Raw genomic sequence first — 22,503 nt, forward strand, 5'->3', positions numbered from 1 at the left:
GGAGTACCCCAGTCGCGAGCGCGCGGTCGGCGCCCGCTGCGCGCACGCGGGTGCCTGTGGTGCAGGAGGCGTGGCAGCGGACGGACTGTAGCCGGACACGAACCGCGGCGGGGTCCCTCACCGGCCCGGCACCGCTACCACCCGGGTCTGACAACCGCTGTGGCACACCGATGTCTTTCGGACGGCCCACTCCGGCGCATCCGTGCCGGTCCTCCGTGACGCCACGCGTGAGGACGCCCGTGTACTCCGGCGGCCTGTGAGAGACCGCCGTAACCGGATTGGCCGGATCTCGCCGCCGTGCCGTACCGCCCGCCGGATGCTCCGGGGACATCGACCAGCCGACGACATGCGCTGCTCATCCGTGCCGGCCGCGGCCGAAAAAAAGGGGGAAGCCTTGCCCATCGACGACGACACCATCACCGCGCTGTCCCGGCGCCGCATCGAGCTGGCCCGGCAGGCGGGCAGCGACTGGCGGTTCTCCGAGAGCCTCAAGGAGCTGAGCGAGGAGATGGCCCAGGAGTACGCGGGGCGTGCCCTGGTGGAGCTGATCCAAAACGGCCACGACGCGCTCGGCTCAGGCGGCCGGGGCCGCATCGGTGTTCTGCTCGACCTGCACACACCCGGCCCCGCAGGGGATGCCGAGCACCAGGGAACGCTCTACGTGGCCAATGACGGCGCCGGGTTCACCGAAGCCAACTTCCGGGAGATCATCGAGTTCGGGCTGTCCGGCAAGGGACCTGGCGAGGGCATCGGCAACAAGGGGCTGGGATTTCGCAGCGTGCTCCAGCTGACCGACTGGCCGGAGATCTACTCCAGATCCGCACCGGACTCGGCCGGCTTCGACGGGTTCTGCTTCCGCTTCGCGACCCCGGACGACGTGCGCGCCCTCCTCAAGGACCCCGAGGCCGCCTCCTGGGTGATCGACAAGGTGTCGCCGCTGGCCCTGCCCGTGCCCGCCGCCGTCACGGACCCCGTTGTCGAGGAGTTCGCCGCCCAGGGATTTTCGACAGTGGTCCGGCTCGCGCTGCGCAAGGAGAACGCGGTCACCGCCGCGCTCGCCCAGGTCGCCGAACTGGTGCACTCCGAGGCCCCGCTGCTGCTCTTCCTCGACCGGATCACCGCTCTGACGGTGGAGACCCTGGACGGTGCGGGACGGACGGAACGCCATGTGCTGACCCGCTCCGAGCGACCGCCTGCCTGGTCCACCACGGCAGGCGTCGGGGGCATCGCCGAGGTGGACCTGGGCGAGGCGGGCCGGTACCTGCTGGCACGCGGGAGCGTCAGCGCCGACGCCCTGCACGACGCCATCGAACGAAGCATTGCGGGCGACGAACTCCACAGAAAATGGCGGAACTGGCAGGGCGACACCTGGGTGGGCATCGCCCTCCCCCTCGACCGCGACCTCGACGCGGGCCTGATGTACACGTTCCTGCCGATGGGCCCCGAGGCTCCCGCGCCCTTCCCCGGCCACGCGCACGCCCCCTTCTTCACGAAGATGGCCCGGCTGCACCTCAACGAGACAGTGGCGCTCAACGACTTCCTCCTCGACGAGCTCGCCACCCTCTGTCTGAACACCGCGCGGCACCTGCGCGCCCACGCACCCCGATCGCTGGCCGTCCGCCTGGTGCCCGACACGGTGTGCTGGGCGCGCCCCGACCGGATCGACGCCGCCGCGCACGGCGCGCTGGCCGACGAGACGGTGGTGCCGCTCGCCGGAGGGGGCGAGGACGGATGGGGCTGCCTACGGGAGTCCTTCGCCTGGCCCGACGACGGCATCCCGTGGAAGGTCATGACCGCGACGGCGCTGGCCGCCTGCGGCGCCCCGGTCGTGGACCCCGAGGTGGGCGCCGCCCGCCAAGGCAGGATCGACGACCTGTACACGAAGCTGCTCGGCGGAAGGTGTATGCGGGCGGGGGCCCGCGTCAAAGCCGAATGGGCGGAGCATCTGGCCAGGACGCTGCACCCCGGCACGGCCGCCCCTGTGGGCGTCGAGTGGGCCGACTTCTACGACGACCTGGCGCAGGCCTTCCGCGGGGAAGGGGCCGCCGAACTGCGCGGCCGCGCCATCGTCCTGGACCACAGTGGGGAGCTGCGCGCGCCTCTGGGCGGCGAGCCCGGTGCGGGCCACGGCAGGGAAGAGAGCGTCTTCTTCGCCCCGGAGGGGGCCGGCACTGACGCAGCCGCCCGTGTCCCGAGCGGCCTGCGGGCCCTGCGCAGACGTCTGGTCTTCACTCACCCCGGCATCGCCTGGCGTCCGGCGGGCCGCGGCTTCTTCGAAGGCAACCGGCTGATCCGCCGGTACCAGCCCGACCGCGTCCTGGACGCGTTGCGAGAACTGCTTGCCCACCGGCCCTCGCACGCGCTGTGCCGGGATGCCCTCGTCTTCGTCCATCACCAGTACCCGCACCTCAGCCAGCCTCAGCGCAGCCGGCTCGCCGCCGTCGGCTTCAGAGTGCCTCTTAAGGACGGCGGCTGGGCGAAGGCCGCCGACTGCCTGATGTCGCCTGGGTGGGGCACCGAGGGTGCCCGGCTCCTCGCCCGTTTCCTGGACTCGGGCGGTGATGCCGTACCCGAACTGGCCGCACTGCGAGGGCGCTGGATCTCCGCGCCCGACGACTGGCCCGTGCGCGTGAGCGATCCCGCGCTGTGGCGCGAGTTCCTGCTCAGCGTCGGCGTACGCGACGGACTGCCCCTCGAGGAGGTCACCCTCCCGGCGGCCGAGGGCCGCAGCCTCGCCCCCGGGAGCCTCGCCCGCCGCTTCCCGCTCACTTCTGCGGTGACCCGGGCCTGGGCGTCCGACGTGAGGCGGAGATGGTCGTCGGGAAATCACCCCCAGACCCCCTACGCGTTCGACCGGGCGGTGCCGCACCTGCCGGGCATCGAGGCGGTGGCAAAGCTCGACGGTGCGAGCCGGCGTCTCTTCGCCAGCCTGGTCCTGAACGGTCTGCGGACATGGCCGCAGCACGCGCTCACGGTCGGCGTCCGCCGCCCGAGCTTCCGGCACCAGCGGACTCCGGACCTGCACACCTGGCCCACCCCCGTGAGCTCTGCCCTGCGCCACCTGCCGTGGCTGCCGGTCGAGGACGGCGCCGAGGGCAGCCTCTCCTTCGTCGCCCCCGGCCGGGCGTGGTACGGCGACGACACCGAGCTGCCCCCCTTCGTTCCCCAACTTCCTCTGCCGGTTCGGCGGATGCTGGGCGACAAGCGCACGCTGGAGCGGCTGCGCTGGCTCGGGCTGTGTCTGTGGGAAAACCCCGCCGATGCCGCCGCGGCGGTGCGGGACCTCGGTGAGCTGCTGGCCGACGGCCAGGTACCGGACCGCTTCGCCGTCCGTTTCAAGAGGTACTACCGACAGGCGTGGCAGCACACGGCCGCCTCCGGGTCCTGGCCCTGGGACGACGACGAGACGATCCGGCTGGCCGTGACACAGTCGAACGTCCTGAGCGTGCACGCACTGCCGGGCACGGACGACGAGGAAGAGGAGGTTGGGGAACTGGACGCGGGCACCGTCTACGTCGTCGACGAGGCCGCCCCGCTGAAGGAGTCCCTCGTCGAACTCGCCGGGCACCCCGTGCTCGTCACCGCCCCCGAGCACGGCAAGGACATTGCGCGGCTGCTCAAGCGCCACGGCGTTGACCTGCGCGTGCTCTCCACGACCGAGTTCCAGGTCCGCACCCGCGACGGCCGGCCGATCACTCCGGCGGGCGACCAGCCCCTGCTGACGGACGGCAGGGAATGGCTGCTCGTCCTGGTCGCCCTGGTCATGGAACTGAAGTCGGGCGCCTTCACCCACCGCAGCGAGCAACGGATGAGGGAGCTCCTGGACCTGCTGCACCTCATCCGCATTGTCCGCACCGAGGAGGTCGACATCCTGGTCGCCGGCTGTCCGGTGACACCCCCGCCGACCGCGCGTGCCCTGGCCCTGCCCCACCCGGAGCACCCCACAGTCGTGGTGTGGGCCGGAAACGACGGCCGCTGCGAACTCCAGGCGTGCGCACCCGCCCTCGCCCAGCTCCTCCACAGCCCCACGCTCCACGACGCGCTCGAACTGGCACTGACGAAGGTGCGCCAGCAACTGGGCACGCCACCGGCCGAACTCCCCGACGTCGACGACCGCACGCTCGCCCTCGCCCTCGACACGACCGAGGAGAAGGTCGCGGAGGTGCGCCGCGGACTCACCGGCGAACTGACCACGCTGGTGCGCCGGCTGCGACCGGTACTGGTCTGCACGGCGGGCCCCGGCCGGGCCGCCGAAGTGGACGAGGCGCTGCGCGGCGCCCGCTCCGAGGAAGCGCTGCTCGACGTCATCGACCGCTACCGGACGACCGTGCGCACGCCCGCACCCGAACTGCTGGCCCGTACCCGTGAGCACCGCTCACTGGCCGACCTGCGCGACGCCCTCGGCCTGGACTTCACCGCTTTCAACGCGGCGCTCGAGGCGATCGGCCCGCCCTGCCACCCACTGACCCATCCCGAGCTGCACGAGCGGGCCTTCGACGAATTCGTGCACACCCACACCGATGCGATCTTGGACCGGCTCCGGGAGCACTACGCTCCCCTGGCAGCGGCCGGCGCGGACGTCTCCAGGTACGTCCAGGCCCGGCACTTCGAGAAACTGGCCCCCGACCCGGCGTGGCTGCCGCTGTTCCGGGTGCCGCCGCCGGAGATCATGCGCGGACACGTCAGCGCGTGGCTGCGCGCCCAGGGAGTTGAGGGAGACGACTGGGACGACCCGCAGAACCCCACCCTCAAGCCGGTGGCCGAACTCCGCGTGGCCAACGCCACCGGGCTCGACGCCCTGGTCCCCGAACTTGTTCCGCTGGTGCAGGCATGGTGCCGCGCCCACGGCGTCCCGGTCCCCCCGGCCTGGCTCCAAGCACCCCTCATGCACGCCAAGGACGGTCTCGACCGCTCAGGCCTGGCCGATCTGTCGCTTCTGACCGAAGACCAGTTGCTGCAGTCCGTCTTCCGTGACCTGGGCCGGCCTCCGGGTATGCCGCTCACCGCCGACGCGGCGGCGCTCGGTCTGTCCCCGGCGAACCTGGCCGCGGCGGCATCCCGCCGCCCGGGCGGATCCGCCGCGCCCACGCCCACCATCACCATCGGTGGCGCAGAAATCCCCGTCGGCCGCGATCAGCTGGCCCGGATCGCCGAGCTGGCGCACCAGAGCGTTGACGAAGCCCTGCTGGCACAGCCCGGGACAGTCCACCTCACCTCCATGGCACCGGTCACCCGCCTCCGCAGCACCAGCCCCGCCGGGGCCGGCGCTAGCTCTGCCCAGGTCTCCCGCCCCACCGACGCCCAGCGGGAGGCGATCGGACTGGTGGGCGAGGTGGTGGCACGCGCCTGGCTGCGCCGCAGGCACCGAATCGTCCACTGGCGCTCGAGCTACGCCGCACTCCTGGGCAGCCCCGAAGACGCGGCGGCCGCGTCGAACTCCCACGGCTACGACTTCGAGGTCCCCTGGCGCAACACCTCACTGCTCTACGAGGTGAAGGCCCTGTCCGACGCTTGGACGAGGCACGAGCTGGAGTACGAGTTCGATCTGGGCGCCTCCGAGCACCACGCGGCGACGGCGCACGCCGCCACCACGCGCTACCGCATCCTTCTCATAACGTCCGCCCTGGACCCCACGTCCCGCCAGCTGTTCGAACTGCCCAACCCGCTCTCCCCCCGAGGCAGGGACTGCTTCCGCATCGTCGGCCACGGGCTGCGACTGCGCTGCGCCCCAGGACGGTGACCCGGTCTCACTCGCCGGCGGGTTCGAGGCGAGAGTGAGCTGCTGCAGTACCGCTGACCGGCCGGAAGGAAACCGGGCCGCCTCCGGTTCTGCAGCACACAACCGTCAGCGTGAACGCTCCCGTGGGCGAACAGCCAGTTCTCGCCGAGTTCGCAGACCGCGGACGCGAGGCAGACACCGATGCTCCCCGCCGCCGGGGTGCCATACCGCACTGCCCTGATGACGCTCGCGCGGGCCGCGGTGAGGGACGCCCGCAAGTCTGCAGAATCTCGCGTGATCACGTGCGCGGACACCAGCGTTGCTGTCACGATCTGAGAGCAGCGGCACGCGAGGCCGCCGGAGCGGGGACATGCCAGCCCGTCCCTGAACCGCGGCCTCCCGAAGCCGCGTTGGCGACCTGCGTCACATCGGGATCTGGGGCGGAAGGAGCGGCATGCAGTTAACCGTAGTAGTGCAGAACGTAGGGACCGGAGGAATCAGGAACGGGGACGGCGACCCGGAAGACCGCTGGCCGGCGCTGGCCGAGCGGATCAACGGAGCCGCCGACCGGGTGGACGTGGTCCTGCTTCAGGAAGTGTCGGAATGGGACAAGTACGGCCACAAGCAGCTCAGCCGCGCCATGAGTGATCTCGGCCTGGACGCCCTGCCGCTCGCCCCGTCACGCAGCGGCCTGGGGACGGCGATCCTGTACCGCCCCGAGGTCCTGGGCCGCTGGGTCCGCTGGAACACGGACTTCGCCAGCGAGACACTGCACGGCTTCGGCATTGCCACCTTCGACCTGGGACTGCCGGCCCCGCTCGCATTCGCGTCGGTGCACCTGACCCCCTTCGACGCCGACGCCGCGCTCAGCGAGGCCAACCTGATCGCCACCCGCGGCTACAAGTACGGCCCCTTCAGCGTGCTGGGCGGCGACTACAATTACCCGCCGGCGTCATCGCAGCATCCCGCTCCGGACTTCTCCGCCATGCGGCCCTACAACATCGCCTCGCGCACACTGCTGCCCGACGGAGATCTGGTACCCGCCCAGGGTCTGGAGCCCGACCGGCGGGTGACACGCAAAATGGTCCACAACGGCTATGTGGATGTGGCCTGGCATCTGTACCAGCAGACCGGGGACGAGGACTTGCTGCGGCCCACGGGGACCGATGACCGCATCGACCAGGCATGGGTGAGCGGGGCACTTGCTCCGGCGGTGTCCGACTACCGGGTCCTCGACAGCCCGAGGGGAGCCGTCGATCACCACGGACTGGTCTTCCGCCTGGAGACCACCGCCATCAGCACGGACAACGTGTGGACCTACCGGTGACAACCACCGGCTGACCGGTGCAGGCCCAGGGCACAAGCGCGCGGGCCGGCTCGGAGAAGAGCAGTTTCATCCCCGGCCGCCAGCCGCGCGGTGAAGCCCCGTTCGTGCGCCGGCCAGGCAGGACGGCCTCGCACCACCACAGGCTGGTGCCGAACCCGAGGGAAACTGCTCGGGCCCGGCACCAGCCATCAATCAGTCCCTCAGATGTTCGGCGGGGGTTCGTACCGCTCGACACCGAACCCGGTGACGTCCAGCACGCCGCGCAGGAGCAGGGAATTCCCCGGCTTCGGAGAGAAGGGGGCCAGATCCTCCAGCCGGTCGCCCCCTCCCATGGGGAGGTACACGTTCATCGCCGATCGCTTCCTCATGCCGGTGTCGCACACCGGCGCCCGGAACGTGATCAGGTCTTTCCTGTCGCTGCCCCGCATCCACCCCGGTCCGATACGCACTCTCGGCAGTGCTTTCGCGAGACGCCGCCGTCCCTCTGCTACATCAGCGGCCCGGACGCTGGCACCGTAGACCGGTGCCGTTCGCCCCACAGCCTGAAGGACCGCCCGGTGCATCAGGATGTGATCCGGATGCCCCGTCAGCCCGTCACTCCCGACGGTCAGCACGGCCTGAGGCGCGACCGCTTCCACGTGCGGCACGATGGCGGCGGCCAGCTCGTCGACAGTGGCACGGGTCAGCGAGCCCGGTGACGGGTCGCCCCCCGTGTCGAGCCACCGGCCCGCCTCGATGTATCCCCAGTCCGCCAGGCCCAGGACCTGGCAGGACCGGTTGAACTTTCGGGTGCGGAGCATGCGGGCTATGGCGATGGTGTCGGCGTGGGGCTCGCCTGCTTCCCCTTTGGAGGCGACCCGCAGCACGACCCGGCAGCCCTCCTCTGCCAGATACTCGATCGCGGCTCCCGTGGCGTAGACCTCGTCGTCCGGGTGAGCGTGCAGGACCAGGACCGTGGCCTGGCTGTCCACCAGCTCCTGGAAAATGGACGTTTCCAGCCAGGTTTCGGGGTCGTAGGTCGTCACCTCGCACCGCCGACGATCTCGGCCCACACGAGTGCTTTGTCGTCATGCGGCTTGTACCTCGGGTAGCGCCGCCCGTCGGAGTCGGTCTCCTCGTGGCTGTGGACCGTGTCGACGACGGACTGCGGCCCGCGGGCCGCACAGTCCTGGGCCAGTGCAGCCCACGAGGGGTAGAGGCCGTATTCCTCGACCGCGCAGCTCACCCCGTCGGTCATCACCAGGAGCCCCGAGATGTCAGCCGCCGGCCAGGACCTCACGACCGCGTGCCGTGCCGCCTCCGGAACTGCCTCGGCCACCCAGTAGGCGCCCGGCACCTCCCGGTTGACGTGCTCCATCTGGATGCCCCGCAGTTCCTGGAGCAGCCGGCGGTGGTCCGCAGAGCCGAACCCTTCGCCGGCCCGCAGCCGGTCCTGGTACTCCTGATACCGGTGCTGAGGCGTGACCAGGTCGGCGAGCCGGTCGTCGCGGACTTCGTCCACGCTCCCGTCGTGCAGCAGCGCGACGACAGGCGTGTCGGCCAGTACCAGGGCATCCACCTGTCCGGCGTGCAGCCGCACCATGGCGACGGTGGCTGCGGGGGACTCTCCCGGCACCAGGTCACGGCGCCTGGTGACCGCGGCGATCGCTCGGTCGAGGACCTCGCGCAGGTCACGGTCCGGAGCTGCTGTCAGCTCGATGGCCAGCTGCAGCCCGAGGCAGTCGGAGTACCAGCCGCCGAGCGGCGTCGAGCCCGAGAGGGTGGACACCCCATCGAGCACGATGACGGCATGGGGGAGACTCACGATGCGGTCCTCGGAGGGCCGGCCCCCTCCGGTACGCTCCCCCTCCGACACGAGAAATTTCATTTCGCTCACGTTTTCTTCCTCTCTTTGAAGGGAATTCGTGTCGCCTTTCGGGCGGCACGAAGAAACAAACTGCGGGCGGATTCGCGGGTGGCCTGAGAGAAGTTCCCGGATTTCCCGGGCGGTCCCTGCTGCTTCAGTGGCGAGAATCCGAGAGTGGGGTCTCGGGGTGCCGCATGACGAAGGTATACCCACGGAGGGGCTGCACGCACGTGATGTGTGAATCTGTCACATCTGGGCTTTGACAAGGAGTTTCGCACCCTCCGGGGGGAGAGGATGAGGTATCAGGGCGAGCGGAGGGGGCACCCCCGGAACGGAATCAGTGACGCTTGCGGGGGTCTTGCCCGTGGCCGCCAAGCAGGATGTCCGGCGTCGCGCCGGACAAGGAGAAATTACTTGCGGCAAGGCCGGGCGAATTCCCTGTCCGGTATATCTCTGGCTACACGCCTTCCGGCCGGGCAGCAACCGCCTCGAGGTGCTGGACGGCAGTGCGGGCAAGGCGCGCAGAGACGGTCCTACTGGAACGCCTCATGCCGACGCTCGGTGACGGCGACGGCCAAGGTTTCCAGCGAGGGAATGCTTTGCGGCGCACCGGCTGCTGCGGTGAGGAGCGTGGCGGTCGAATCACGGCTGTCGGCTCGAGAGAAAGAGCTGGCGTTTCTGCAGTGCCGCTACGGGGAGAGGAGTTCCTCGGCTGTCTTGGTCAGGAGGCAGGTGGACGCCCTGCTGTCGTGGGTGAGGACCAGAGCTCGGCGAGGCAGCAGGGCGAGTCGGTCGGCGAAGTCGGTTGCCGGGGCCGCCTTATCGGGCGCGAGGCGGAAGATGTCCGGGTAGCGGTCCTCGGTCTTGCTGGTGAAGAAGTCCTCTTCTCTCAGTGCGCGCGGCGCCGGGACGAGCTGCGGCTCGGCGTCCTTCTCGACGCGGGGGAAGAGTAGCGCGGTGGCGTGAGCCTGGGAGGCGAGCGTCATGCCGAGGAGCGAGGAGAGCTGGTCGGGAAAGAACTGGGGCTTAAGTTCCTTGCCCTTGGAGTTCCAGATCGGCTTGGTGCTGCCGGCGTACAGGGCGTCGGTGACGCGCTGGTCCTGGGTGGGGTGCATCTGCTCGCCGGCCAGAATGCGGGCGCGCAGCGGTTCGTACAGGCCGACCGACCCCAGCAGGCCGAAGCCGATCGCGGAGGCCGACGGCCAGGGCAGGATCCGCAGCCCTTCAGAGTCCGGTCGGATGAAGAGGCGGTCGTTGGCGAGGAGCTCGAAGCCCTTGCGGGCGAGCAGGAGGGCCGTGGTGGTCTTGCCGGCGCCCTTGGGGCCGAAGGCGAGGAGCGCGCGGCCGTCACGGACGACGCAGGAGGCGTGCAGGATATGGAACCCGGCGCGCAGTAGCTGGCCGCGGATGAGTTCGCGGGCGAGGCGGGAAGCGGCAACGGCGACCGGCCGGGCTTGGGCGCCTACCACTACGAGTCGGTGGGCGGCCGGGGTGTAGTGGTAGGCGAGGCGCTCGGCGGGCTGGACAGCACAGATCACGCCGTCCTTGTGCCGGGCGACCAGCGTGCGGGCGTTCGCGTAGTCGACTTCGTCGTACTCGTAGTCACCGACCTGGGTCTCGAGTCCCGCCAGGCGCTTGCTGTCCACATCGGCCAGAAGCAGGGCGTCACCCTCGCCGATGCTGCCGCCGGGCGAGGCCGAGGCGTCCACGGCGGCAGCGTTCCACCAGCCACCGAAGTAGCGCAGGGCCCAGTCGGTAATCTCCTTGGTTTCGCTGACGACCGTGACGGCCCCCTCAGCGGCGAGGATTCGGGTGGCGTTCAGCACGCGGTCCCTCCCTGCAGAGTCTGCTGATATGCGGAGTCGAGCTTGGTCCGGGAGGCAAGGGGTTCGGCCGCGAGATGGTGGGCGGCCTCGTGTTCGGCGGGGTGACATGGTTGAGTTCGCCGTGGAGGCGGTGCTGGTTGAACCAGGTGATGTAACTTGGCGACCTCAGTCATGATCTGCCCCGGAACCACCGTGTGGACCAGCTTACGTGAGGGCTGCGGCCCGCTTCATGAGTTCTTGGGCTTGGGGCGCGTTCGGGAAACGGCGCAGGCGTACTCGCATGTCGTGGATGGCTGTGCTGACCTTGACGGAGCGGACACCGTCGGCGCAGTCGAGGAAGGCTGACCACGTGGACATGGCGCCATCGACGTCGCCTTGCTTCAGGCGGACGCCGCCAAGGTCGGCCAGGACGATGGCACGGGTACGGCGGCGGTCGAGGCCGTGGATGTCGAGGGCGAGATGAAGGTGTTCTTCGGCTGCAGTGAGATCACCGAGGCGGCTGTAGATCATGCCGGCTTCGTGGGCCCAGCGGCCCGGTGAATAGTGAGCGGCCCAGGAGTCTCCGGGGCCGGTAAGGGGCTTTCCGATGGCCTTCTCGGCGAGCGTGAGATGCTGTTTGGCCAGAGGCCGGTCGTCGTCCTGGGCTGCGGCGTTGGCGAGTGTGGCGTTGTAGTAGGACACGACGCGGGGGTTGCTCAGATTCCGACCGTAGGTGACGCAGGCTTCGCTGAGCTGGACGGCTTCTGCCCGGTAGCCGAGGCCGATGCATTGGACTGCCAGCCCACGCAGGGCGGTGCCGGCGAGTTCGGGGTCGCCAGCTTCATCGGCGAGGCGGTAGGCGTGGGCGTAGTAACCCTGGGCGATGCCCTGGAGTTCGGAGGTGTCGCCTTCGTCCTGGGCCATCCAACCGGCGAGGTGGGCGAGCTGGGAAGTGGCGGCGAACAATTCTCTGCCGGTGGCCTCGGTGTACTTGCCGTTCAGCCAAGGCTCGACATCTTCGGTGAGATACCGCACGGCGAGGTGGCGGGCGTGGCCCCCACCGAGTTCGGAGGCAGAATCGCCGAGGGTTTTGACCATGACCTTGATGGCCTCGACTTCGCCGCGGCCGACGCGGACAGCGTCGGGCGGCGCGCTCTTGACGCGGCGGGTGATGCTCTCGGGGTCGGGCAAGCCGAGTGCGGCGAGGGCGTAACCGCTGGACGCGGTGAGGAAGCTCCGGCGGTCCACGTCGAGGTCACTCCTTCCCAACTGGATGACTGAGGCCACGCTATCGGCGTGGATCGGTGCGGAGGCGGGGGATTGACGGATGGCGTGGACGTTGGGATCGAGTTCGAGGACCTGGGCGATGTAGGGCCACCAGTATTCAGGCGTGCGTTCGCCAGTCATCCACTTACGAGCGTACTGGCGCTGTAAGCGGCCCGGTCCGCTGCCCTCGGCCCTGCCTACGGCGCGGGCCAGGTCGGTGGGACCCCAGCCGCGCTCCTGACAAGCCATGCTGATCAGGCTCGCGATGGTGTGAGCGTGCGGCTTCCTCGTCATCCCGTCATCCCGTCCCTGGACTACACGAGCCTACGGAGGATTACATCCTCCCCTCTCCCGAGGCCCCACACCTGACGATTGACTGACATCGTCCGCCTCGAACACGGTTCCTTCAATGAGTCGTTGGCCAAGAGCGGCTGGGGCTCTCGACAGAGCGTGGTCGTCGACTTCCGGAGGAAGACCGGGGCGGGCCAGCCATGGCGTTGCGGGCGGCCTGCTGCCCGGCAGCGTGTCCTGTGGCCGTTCGTTCGGCCAGCGGTTACGAGCACGGGGACACGAGTTGTTCAGCCGTGAGAGAGGAGGCCAACCATGTCGTACGACCACTGAGTCCGATCAGCGGGGCCGGGACCGCAGCGGGTGGTCCCGGCCCCTTCCGAAAAGCACCCTGCCCGGCTGTCTGAGGGAGAGCTGATGCCATCAGTAACCGTGTACGACCCGCTGGACGCCGCGACGCTGGAGGATCCCTATCCGGTCTTCGCCGAACTGCGAACACGCACGCCGGTGTTCTGGCACGAGGGGATGACCTCGTGGGTGCTGACCCGGCACGCCGACTGTGTGCGGGTGCTGCGGGATCACGGGCTGTTCGCCCGTGACCCGCGCCGCACCGGGGGGACGGTCCCGAAGCCGTCCTTGAGTGTGCAGACCCTCGACCCGCCGCAGCAGAGCCGCGTGCGCTCGTTGTTCATGACGGCGCTGCGGGCTCAGGACCTCGCGACTGTTGAGGAACGCGCCCGCCGCCTGGTGGCTGGCCGGCTCGACGTACTGGCGGCCGCGGGCAGGGAGTTCGATGTGGTCGCGGAGCTCGCGGTGCCGCTGTCCGTGGCCGTCGTCGCGGACCTGCTCGGGGTCGAGCCCCCGCCGTACGACGAGTTCGCCGAGGTCTCGGACGCCATCATGCGGAGCATGGACGGCGGGCTGGACCCCTCGCTCGTGGAGCCGGGGCGGATCGCCCGGCAACGGCTGAGCGACCTGGTCGACGGCTGGTTCGCCGCCTCGTCCCGGCCGGGCCTGCTCGATCACGTCCGCCGGGCCGGGCCGGATGCCGATCCGCTGGCCCGGCTGTACGTGAAGAACACCGCGAGGGTCATGTTCCAGGGCGGCTACAGCACGATGGCGGCCGCCGTCGGCAACGCGGTGGCCGTCCTCCTCGACCGTCCTGAGGCCCTGGAGCAGATGTGCGATGCCGCGCTGCTGGCCACCGGCGTGGACGAACTGGTGCGCTTCGACGGGCCGGTGCAGGGCACCACCCGCGTGGCGGTGCGCGCGTGCCGGATCGGCGGGGTCGATGTCGCTGCGGGGCAGAAGGTGGTGGCGCTGTTCGCCGCCGCCAACCGCGATCCGGACGCCTTCCCCGGCGCGGACCGGCTGGTGCTGGAGCGCACACCGAACCCGCACCTCGGCTACGGGTGGGGGCCGCACTCCTGCATCGGTACGACCGTCGCCCAGGCGGGCCTGCGCGCCCTGGTCGCGGCGCTCGCCTCCTACCCGGTGCGGTTGGTCGCCGCCGGCGAGGGTGTGCGGCGCCGCACGGCGACCATGCGGGCGTATCAGACGCTGCCCGCGCGCTTTCACCGCTGATCCGTCCTCGGCGGCGCCCGCGCTCGGGTCCGCCGCCGGGGTCTCCGCTTCTTCCACCTGTGTCAGGAGATCCGCCGTGCGCATCCTCGTCGGCAATCACATCGACCCGTCCATTCGGGCACGCGGCGACATGCGGGCCTGGACCCAGCGTCTGCTGTGGTTCGCCCGCCCCGGTGACCTGCTCGTCCTGTGCTGCGAGCCCGACGACGCGTTCCTCGACTACGTGCTGGCCCACACCGGTGTGAAGCGGAGCGAGATGGCCGTCCTGGCGGCGCCCGCCGGAGCGTGGGGCGACAAGCTCCTCGACCCGGCCGCGCTCACCGATCCCGGTTTCGTCAAGGCGGTGCGGGGCGCGCTCGACGCCGCGGGCGGACCGGGTGCGGTGAGCGAGGTGTTCGCGCTGTGGCCGTCCGCGTCCGTCGCCCGTTTCGCCGCCGCCCTCGGCATCGAGGACCGGTTCCCCGGCGCCGCGTTCTTCGCCCAGGGCGGCGGGGAGATCGGCAACAACAAGGCGAACTTCCGGGCCCTGGCGGCGGCCGCCGGGGTGCCGATCCTGCCCGGCCGCGTCTGCCACAGCCGCACCGAGGCCATCGCCGCGACCGGAGAACTGCTGAAGTCGTCCGGCGGCGGGGCGGTCGTGGTCAAGCAGGCCCACAACGGTGCCGGGGTCGGCAACCAGCTCCTCGTGCGCGATCCACAGCTGGCGGTGGACCACGTCGGGGCCCGCCACCTGCACCACCTGGCGCCCGGCGAGGACGGCATCACCGCGTACTGGGATCAGCGCTGGTCGTGGGCGAGCGAGGATGGCCGGTGGCCGGTCGTCATCGAGACCTTCGCGGCCGGCGCGGACGCGGTGTACTCCGAGCACTACGCCGCCGACACCGGCAGCGAGCCGACCGAGATGGGCCGCCTGCTCTACGTCGGCCGGCGCCTGAGCCACCAGGTCGTCCCCCTCGACGGCGTGAGCGACCCGGTGCGGGCGGCGCTACTGGACGGAGGCACCCGGCTGGCCGAGGCATACCGGGCCTTCGGCTACCGCGGGCACCTGAGCGCGGACGCCCTCGTGCTGCCCGATGAGTCCGTGGTGTTCACGGAGGTCAACGCGCAGGTCTCCGGGTCGCTGCACATCTACCAGCAGATCGCCCACCACATCGTGGACGTCGCCGCCGCCCCGCGCCGTCAGGTGGTCGAGTACCACGTCCCGCCCACCTGGACCGTGCCCGACTTCGACACGTTCCTGGCCGCGCTGGACGAGACGGGCCTGACCTACGACCCGGCCACCCGGACCGGGGTGATCGTGTCGATGCCCGCCATTCCCCTCGCCCCCGGGGCGCCGGTCCAGTTCGTGTTCTGCATCGCCTACGACCCCGCCACCGGTTACGACGACGCGTTCGCCCGGCTCGGCGAGCGCTTCCAGACCCTGCCTGCCGGCGCCATCGACGCCAGCGAGCACGTCGGCCATACGGCCGTGTCCTTCTCCTCCTGATCGGGAGCCCCGCCATGACCACCAGCACGACGGCGGCCGCCGAGGCGGCCCAGCTCACCCCCGCCTTCGACCTCGACGCGGACCGGCTCGCCGCCGAACTCGCGGCCGTCACCGCCCATACCTGGAACGTGCAGCGCACCCACACCTACGGCGGGCAGGTCGGCCAGCCCGCTCCGATCGACTGGCGCGTCCTGCCGCTGCGCAGTCTCGGCGGCGACGCGGAACGCACCGACCCGGGCGGTCCCGGCCCCCAGCCGTTCGCGCCGACTTGCTGGCTTGAGCAACTGCCCTACCTCGCCCACCTCCTGGACCAGGTCCCGGCCCCGCTGAACGCGGTGAGGCTCATGGCGCTCGGGCCCGGCGCCGTCTCCGCCGCGCACTGCGATCCCAAGTACCGGCTCGACCGCGGCCTCACCCGCCTGCATATCCCCATCGTCACCACACCGGACGCGGTGCTCGTCCTGGACGACGTCGAACACTGCTGGCAGCCGGGCACCCTGTGGTACGGCGACTTCTCCCGCGAGCACCTGGTCCGCAACACCAGCGATGCGGTGACCCGCGTCCACGTCGTCATCGACGCTCTCCTCACCGCCGAACTCGCGAGCTGGTTCCCCGCCTCCTGGCAAGAGCTGTTCGCCCACGGGGAGGTCCTGTTCAACCGCCCCGCCCCGCCCGCCGCGCCCGCGTGGCCCACCGCGCTGCCGTACGACGTCCTCCTGCCCAGCGGGTTCGCGGACTTCGACGCGGCCGCCCCGCTGGACGGCTCCCTCCTGCCCGCCCGCCTCGACCGCGCCGACGGCGACGGCGACGGCCTGGCCCTGACTGTCGCCGGACGCTCCTTCGCGCTTCTCCCGGCCGGCGACGGCGGCGAGTGGCGGTTCTCCGGCTGGAGCGAACAGCGCACCCTGGCGCCCGGCCCCGACGGCGGCCTGCTGCTGCGAGTCCGTCGCGGCCGCGCGCTCGCCGACCGGCACATGCCCGCCGAACCCCGCACCCCTTGACCCTCGACCGCTCTCCATCTGGAAGGAACCGCCTTCGCCATGCACCTGCACAGCCACGACGACTTCACCCCGCTCAAGGAGATCATCGTCGGGTCCGCGGAGAACTACCTCGGCCACGACCGTGACCTCTCCTTCGAGCTGTTCCACCACGAGAACATCAGCGGCTTCCGCTCGGACTGGGCCTATCCCCGGCTCGCCCAGAGCGGCACCGGCACCCGCGGGCAGAACTGGGCCGTTAAACAGCGCTACGCCGAGGAGCTGCACGAGGACGTCGAGAACCTGGCCGCGACCCTCACCGGCCTCGGGGTCACCGTGCACCGGCCGCTGCCGCTGCCGCCCGACGCGGCCCGCATCGCGGGCCTGGGCTGGGAGGCGCCGCCCACCCCCGCGCTGAACATCCGCGACAACACCCTCATCCTCGGGGACCAGATCATCGAGACGCCGCCGGCGATCCGCTCGCGGTACCTGGAGACCCAGCTCCTGCACCGCGTCTTCCGCGCGTACGAGAAGGCCGGGGCCCGGTGGACGGTGATGCCGCGTCCCACCCTCACCGACACCTCGTTCGATCTGTCCTACGCCCGCGACGCCTCCACCACCCTGGGCGGCCCGACCGAGCCGATCGCCGACCCGCAGCCCAGCCCGTACGACGTCGGTCTGGAGATGATGCTCGACGGCGCCCAGGTGCTGCGGCTGGGACGGGACCTCGTCGTCAACGTCGCCCAGCACAACCACGAACAGGGCCTGAACTGGCTTCAGCGGCACCTCGGCCACGACTACCGCGTTCACCGGGTGTGGCGGATGGCGGACAACCACATCGACTCGATGGTCCTCGCCCTCAAGCCGGGGGTGTTCCTCGCCCGGCACGACGGCATCCGCGACCTGATGCCCGAACCGCTGCGCTCCTGGCGGTACATCGTGCCGCCCGAGCCCGACGCGGGAGCCTTCCCCGTCTACGGCGACGACGACCTGGTCCTCACCAGCCCGTACATCGACCTCAACGTCCTCTCCGTCGATGAGCACACCGTGCTGGTCAATGAGGACTGCACCGGCCTGGCCAAGGCCCTGGAGACCGAGGGCTTCGACGTGGTGCCCGTCCGGCACCGGCATAGGAGGTTGTTCGGCGGCGGCTTCCACTGCTTCACCCTGGACACCTGCCGGGACGGCGGCCTCGTGGACTACCTGTCATGACCGGCGCCGCCGTGCTGCTGCTGGACGCGGCGGGACCGGAGTCCGCCGCGCTCGCCCGCGCGGCGGCAGACCGCGGCCACCAGGTCCACGCCGCCACCGTGGCGGACGGGCCGGCCCCGGCTCCGGAGCTGGCCGGGCAGGTCGTCACCGACTTCGCCCGGCCCGACCGGGCCGTGGAAGAGATCACCGCGTACGCCCGCCGCCGCGGCGTCGGCGCCGTCCTCACCGCCAACGAGTACCTGACCCCCCTCGCCGCGCTCGTGTGTGCCGAACTCGGTCTTCCCGGCAACGACCCACGCCTCGCGTACGCCGCCCGCGACAAGGCGGCGATGGCGAGCGTGCTCGCCGCGGCCGGCGTACGCGTCCCCTGCACCCGGCTCGTCCACGACGACACCGAACTGGCCGACGCGCTCGCAGACCCAGGGGTCGGCTTCCCGTGCGTGATCAAGCCGGTCAGCGGGGCGGGCTCGGCCGGGGTCACCGTGGTGACCTCACCGGCCGAAGCCGCCGCGGCCGCCGAGACCGCCCGCATGGCGCGCGGGCGGTACGGCGCCGCCGCGGCGGGCATCCTGGTCCAGGCGTACGCCGCCGGCGACGAGTACAGCGTCGAGTCCGTCACCCAGGACGCCCACACCACGCACCTCGCCGTCACGCGGAAGGCGGTGACCGGCGGCGCCCGCCGCGTCGAGACCGGGCACAGCCTCCCCGTCCGCCTGCCCCCGGCGACCGAGACGGCCGCGCACCGGGAGGTGGCGGCGGCGATCCGTACGGTCGGCATCCGCCACGGCGCCTCGCACACCGAGGTCGTCATCGCCCCCGACGGCCGGTGCACGGTCATCGAGATCGCCGCCCGGCTCGGCGCCGGGCACATCGGCGTCCTGCTCCAGCACGCCCTGGGCATCGACGTCTTCGCGGCCCTGCTCGACGTCGCGCTGGGCCGTCCGGCCGCGCTCGCCCCCACGGCCCGCGGCCATGCCACCGTCCGCTTCGTCACCGCCCCGTGCGCCGGACGCCTCACCTCCCTGACCGGGTTCCCGAAGCCGGGGCCGGGGGTGCCGTTCGTGCGCTGGCGGGCGGCGATCGGCAGCCTGGTGAACGCCGCCGGCGTCAACGCCGACCGGCTGGGCGCCTTCGTGGTCACCGGCCCGGACGCGGCCGAGGTGGAACAGCGGGCCGACCTACTCGCGCGGCAGATCCGCGTCCGGGTCGTTCCGGCACCGGCCCGCGCCGCACGGACCTGATCAGCTCAGCTCGGCGAGCAGGTCGGCCATCGCCCCGTAGCTCTCGCGGACCGCGTCCGCCTTCCCCAGCCGGTGCCGCTCCAGCCGGATCGCGCCCAGGTGCCTCGCCTCGTAGATCCGCGCCCGCCACACTGCGGCCTCCGACCGGTCCAGCGGCCCGTAGGACTCCCAGAACGCGGTCCGCTCGTCGTTCTTGGCCGTCGCCATGCGGATCGTCCAATCCGCCTCCGGCGCCCCGAAGGTGCAGCGGTCGAAGTCCAGCACGCCGCTGATGGTCGGCACCTCGGCGTCCCGGGCGAGCAGAGCGTTCACCGTCCACAGGTCGCCGGTCAGAAGGCGGGGTTCGGCGACCTCGTCGAGCACCGCCCGGTCGTGGCCGGCTACGGCGGCGACCTTGCGCACGTCCGCCGAGTCCAGTCCCACATCGTCCAGATCCGCGGCGATGTCCTCCAGCGACGCGATCACGGCCTCGCTCCACGTGGCGTATCCCGGGCCGGCCACGGGACCGAAGTGCGGTCCCCGCACATCGTGCACGGTACGGGTGATCGCACCCATCTGCCGGAAGAAGAACGGCCACGCGCTGCGCGGATACGACCCCAGATGCTCCGGAGCCGGGACACCGTCCAGGTGGGTCTGGATCATCCAGTCCCGGCCGATCACCTGCCCCGTCCAGTCCGCGGCGATCACCTGCGGCATCAGATGCGCGATCGGAGCCAGCCACGGCACGCTGGCGTGCTCGTTCCTCATCAGGTGCAGCTCGCTGCGGAACTGCCGCTCCTCCGCCGGCGCCGCCCGAAGAACCACCGGACGGTCCCGCCCGGCCAGGACCACGCGATAGACGCTGTTGTACAAGCCCGTGCCCAGCTCGACCGCGGACACCGGCGAGGCGTCACCGCCGAACGCGCGGCGGCAGACCTCTGTGATCTCCTTCGCGGTCAGTGACTGCTGGAATGCCCCCGCACTCCGCTCAACCGGCCGGAAATCCATTCCGCTCACTGCGCACCGCCCCGGACCCACTTCGTCATGACCGTACGCTACGCCGATCGGTCGCCGTGATGCTCGACTTCACCGCACCCACGAGGCGTCAGCGTCCCAGCCGATGTCCCGCACATAGCCGCTCTGGCCGACGAAGCCCCCGCCGTGCACGCGGACCCGCTCATGCACGGCAAGGCCGCCTTGCTCGGCGCTGAAGACGGCGCTGACCGCGGCCGGACTTCGTCAAGGGGCCCGAGGGCGCGCCGTTCCTGCGCCGCGACATCGTGCACATCCTGCGCAGGCTCGAGCAGTAGAACACCGCAGGCATAAGGTGGCGCATCTGCGGGTGCGCGGTGGCCACCGCGCGCAGCCGTTCTTTCAGCTCTTCCAGCGTCGGCGGGCGGTCGCCGATGAGACAGGCCGCGGAATGAAGGTCCACGAATGTCCTTTCCGCGTGGATGGGGTGACAAGAGGAGCGGGCGCGGTCAGCCGCTGGTGGTGATCTCCGCGAGTGCGGAGCAGATCTGCTGGTGGTGGTGCTGGTCGGTGCCCAGAAGCTCGGTGATCAGGGTGCTGTCGTCGAGGGTCCGGCGAGCCAGAGCGGCAGCCTCCTCCGACTGGCCGGTGTGGTGCAGGAGCACGGCGAGGTCCGCCTGCGCCCGCAGGGTGTGCGGGTGCTCGGGTCCCAGAGCGGCGGCGCAGGCGGCGGCCAGGTCGCGGGCGACGTCGAGGGCTTCGGTGTAGCGCTCCTGCTCGCGCAGCAGGCGCACCAGCAGGTGCCGCGCGGCCAGGGAGGTGCGATGCTGGCTCCCGAGTACCTGGGCCAACTCCTGCGTCACCACGCGCAGGACTGTCTCAGTAGTGTCCGCACCAGTGCGCTGGAGCACCCAGGACAGGGCAAGTCGCGCAGCCAAGGCCTCCTCGTGCGTGGCTGGCAGCCCCGACTCGGCACGCTCGACGGCCTCGCGCGCCAGCGTTTCGGCCTCCTCCCAGCGGCCCTGCTCGCCGACGGCTTCAGCCAGCCGCGCCATCGTTCCGACCGTCTCGGCTGCCGTGGGGCCCACGAGCTGCTCCCGCCCCCGCAGAACCTCCCGCAGCAGGGCTTCACCCTCGGCCCACCGTCCCTGGCCGCAACAGACCAGGGCGTGGCCGTGCAGCGCTGCCAGGTAGGGGACGGTACCGGCGGCCCCGGACTGCCTGAGGGCGTTCAGGACGTGTCCGTACAGTATGTCGGCGCGCGAGAAGGCCCCCTCGCTGAAGGCGCGTTCGGCCCGCGCGTGAAGGCGCTCCAGGAGCCCGTTGCCGAGGCCCGGCTCGGCCGACGGGATGGGCCTGACCCGGGTGGGGTGCGGCGCAAGGCGCACGCGGACGTAGGTCCGGTCGTCGAAGCTGTCCGCGCCGGGTCTGATTCCCTTCGTGCCGGGGTTCACGCCGACGCGCAGGGGGTCCTGAACGATGGCCTCCCGCAGCTCGGCCTCGGCGGCCGCCAGCGTCGCCGCCGGCGACAGGAAGCCGTCGGTGGCCAGCACGACCTCCTCTACATCGTTGTCGAAGGGGATGATTTCCACGAAGTCGGCCGGTACGGGGGTGCCGTCGAAGACGCCGTAACCGTACGGGCCCGGCCGGTTGGCCAGCCGTCCTTGCTCTTTCAGGATTGGCAGGATGACCGCGCGACCCGGGTCGTGTTCCGCGATCTCCTCCTGGGACCGGCCGCCGGCGAGCATGCAGTGCGTGTACGCGGCGCGACTGCCGGCCAGGACGTCGTCGATCCGTTTCGTCGCGGGCAGGCGCGTCCATGTGGCTGCGCGCCGCAGCGCCACATGGACATCGCCCACCCGCCAGACGAGATGGAGGGCCGGGACCACCACGGCCGCGACCGCGCTGGGAGCGACTGGATCCTCGGCCGGGACGTTCCACCGCTCGCGCAGCTCGGCGAGCGCAGCCGTGATCTGCTCCACCGCTTCACAGGGTGTCGTGCCGGGCGCCATGCGGGCGAGGGTGTCGCGGACGCACTGCGCGGCACGCGCACCGCCGGTCAGCCCTCCGTAGTCCCGTCCACTCTTGTCCGTGGCCCCGTCGATCACGGCCACCAGATCATCCGTGATAAGGAGTTCGTCCTCTTGCACGCCCGCAGCTCCCTTGGGGACCGTGACGTGCTCGACCACCTGCCAGGACCCGGAGCCGTCCTCCGCCGCGGCTGGCCGGGGCGCTGGCACCACCGTGCCGTGCACGGGGAGGGGAAGTAGAAGGGTGTTGGTGAAGGGGAGAGCACCGTAGTGGGCGTAGAAGGAGCCGGCGTCATTGCCGTCGATCACGCTGATCCGCAGGGATGTGGCACCCCGGGCCCGGCAGTGCTCGTCGACCGCCTGGAGCAGATGCCTCCCCAGACCACGGCCCCGGGCTGCGGCGGTCACCACCAGGGTCTCCAGGACTCCGACACGCTCGCCGAACTTCCACGAGCCGACCGCCGCCACGATCCGGACGAAGGCGTAGCCGAGGAGCCGTCCGTCCTCGCGGACGGTGAGGGCCGTCGCATCGGGCTCCTCCAGCCAGGACAGATACTGAGCCCGCCGGATCTGCCAGGACTCGGCCGCCGAACGGACCTCGCCGAACTTGCCGAGGTGAGGAGCACAGGCCACGTGGTGGTGCAGAAGCTCGCTCCACAGCGGGGCGAGTTCGTCCAGGGCATCAGACGGATGCTCCCCGACAACGAGCGTGAGGGATACCGGTGTGGACGACATCGACTTCCTTCGAGTAGGTGGGAAGGGCTGGGATGA

The 22,503-nt window shown here is 71.0% G+C and carries 13 protein-coding genes; 7 read left to right on the plus strand and 6 right to left on the minus strand.

The genetic code is table 11. The features are described 5' to 3' along the window. The first annotated feature begins 394 nt into the window (after positions 1 to 394). Positions 395 to 5,740: a sacsin N-terminal ATP-binding-like domain-containing protein gene (locus ACFYOJ_RS27110; protein WP_388598090.1), complete on the plus strand. Its 5,346-nt coding sequence runs from the start codon at positions 395 to 397 to the stop codon at positions 5,738 to 5,740. 433 nt (positions 5,741 to 6,173) lie between these two features. Next, positions 6,174 to 7,046, plus strand: a complete 873-nt coding sequence (locus ACFYOJ_RS27115) for an endonuclease/exonuclease/phosphatase family protein (protein WP_356559186.1) — start codon at positions 6,174 to 6,176, stop codon at positions 7,044 to 7,046. 200 nt (positions 7,047 to 7,246) lie between these two features. Here the strand turns inward: ACFYOJ_RS27115 and ACFYOJ_RS27120 are convergent, their stop codons facing one another. From ACFYOJ_RS27120 to ACFYOJ_RS27135, 4 genes are all read right to left on the minus strand, one after another. Continuing rightward, the gene (locus tag ACFYOJ_RS27120; RefSeq protein ID WP_356559188.1) at positions 7,247 to 8,071 is read right to left on the minus strand and encodes a PIG-L deacetylase family protein; all 825 of its coding nucleotides are present in this window, start codon (positions 8,069 to 8,071) and stop codon (positions 7,247 to 7,249) included. Beyond that, positions 8,068 to 8,850: a protein phosphatase 2C domain-containing protein gene (locus tag ACFYOJ_RS27125; RefSeq protein WP_356559190.1), complete on the minus strand. Its 783-nt coding sequence runs from the start codon at positions 8,848 to 8,850 to the stop codon at positions 8,068 to 8,070. The genes ACFYOJ_RS27120 and ACFYOJ_RS27125 overlap by 4 nt, the downstream gene beginning before the upstream one ends. Positions 8,851 to 9,581: 731 nt before the next feature. Then, positions 9,582 to 10,718, minus strand: a complete 1,137-nt coding sequence (locus ACFYOJ_RS27130) for a hypothetical protein (protein ID WP_388598092.1) — start codon at positions 10,716 to 10,718, stop codon at positions 9,582 to 9,584. Between the two features lie 204 nt (positions 10,719 to 10,922). Further along, a complete protein-coding gene (locus tag ACFYOJ_RS27135; protein ID WP_356558831.1) occupies positions 10,923 to 12,257 on the minus strand; it encodes a tetratricopeptide repeat protein in 1,335 nt (444 codons plus the stop codon). 411 nt (positions 12,258 to 12,668) lie between these two features. Between ACFYOJ_RS27135 and ACFYOJ_RS27140 the strand changes: the two genes are divergently transcribed. The 5 genes from ACFYOJ_RS27140 to ACFYOJ_RS27160 all read left to right on the plus strand — a co-directional run bounded on the left by ACFYOJ_RS27140 (position 12,669) and on the right by ACFYOJ_RS27160 (position 18,751). Continuing rightward, entirely contained in the window at positions 12,669 to 13,835 is a 1,167-nt protein-coding gene (locus ACFYOJ_RS27140; protein ID WP_356558833.1) for a cytochrome P450, read from the plus strand. Between the two features lie 76 nt (positions 13,836 to 13,911). Beyond that, on the plus strand, positions 13,912 to 15,321 hold the full coding sequence (locus tag ACFYOJ_RS27145; protein WP_356558835.1) for a peptide ligase PGM1-related protein: 1,410 nt from the start codon (positions 13,912 to 13,914) through the stop codon (positions 15,319 to 15,321). 14 nt (positions 15,322 to 15,335) lie between these two features. Next, on the plus strand, positions 15,336 to 16,322 hold the full coding sequence (locus ACFYOJ_RS27150; protein WP_356558837.1) for an aspartyl/asparaginyl beta-hydroxylase domain-containing protein: 987 nt from the start codon (positions 15,336 to 15,338) through the stop codon (positions 16,320 to 16,322). Positions 16,323 to 16,361: 39 nt separating this feature from the next. Continuing rightward, positions 16,362 to 17,510: a glycine amidinotransferase gene (locus ACFYOJ_RS27155; protein ID WP_356558839.1), complete on the plus strand. Its 1,149-nt coding sequence runs from the start codon at positions 16,362 to 16,364 to the stop codon at positions 17,508 to 17,510. Next, positions 17,507 to 18,751 carry an ATP-grasp domain-containing protein gene (locus ACFYOJ_RS27160; protein ID WP_356558841.1) on the plus strand — a complete coding sequence of 415 codons (1,245 nt, stop codon included), beginning with the start codon at positions 17,507 to 17,509 and terminating at the stop codon, positions 18,749 to 18,751. Before ACFYOJ_RS27155 ends, ACFYOJ_RS27160 begins: the two co-directional genes overlap by 4 nt. On the opposite strand, the gene ACFYOJ_RS27165 is transcribed toward ACFYOJ_RS27160, so the two are convergent. Together ACFYOJ_RS27165 and ACFYOJ_RS27170 are read right to left on the minus strand one after the other, a co-directional pair. After that, entirely contained in the window at positions 18,752 to 19,738 is a 987-nt protein-coding gene (locus ACFYOJ_RS27165) for an aminoglycoside phosphotransferase family protein (RefSeq protein WP_356558845.1), read from the minus strand. Positions 19,739 to 20,211: 473 nt separating this feature from the next. After that, positions 20,212 to 22,467, minus strand: a complete 2,256-nt coding sequence (locus ACFYOJ_RS27170) for a GNAT family N-acetyltransferase (protein ID WP_356558843.1) — start codon at positions 22,465 to 22,467, stop codon at positions 20,212 to 20,214. Between the last annotated feature and the right edge of the window lie 36 nt (positions 22,468 to 22,503).

The sequence above is a fragment of the Streptomyces sp. NPDC006384 genome, assembly GCF_042870695.1.
Taxonomy (GTDB): Bacteria; Actinomycetota; Actinomycetes; order Streptomycetales; family Streptomycetaceae; genus Streptomyces.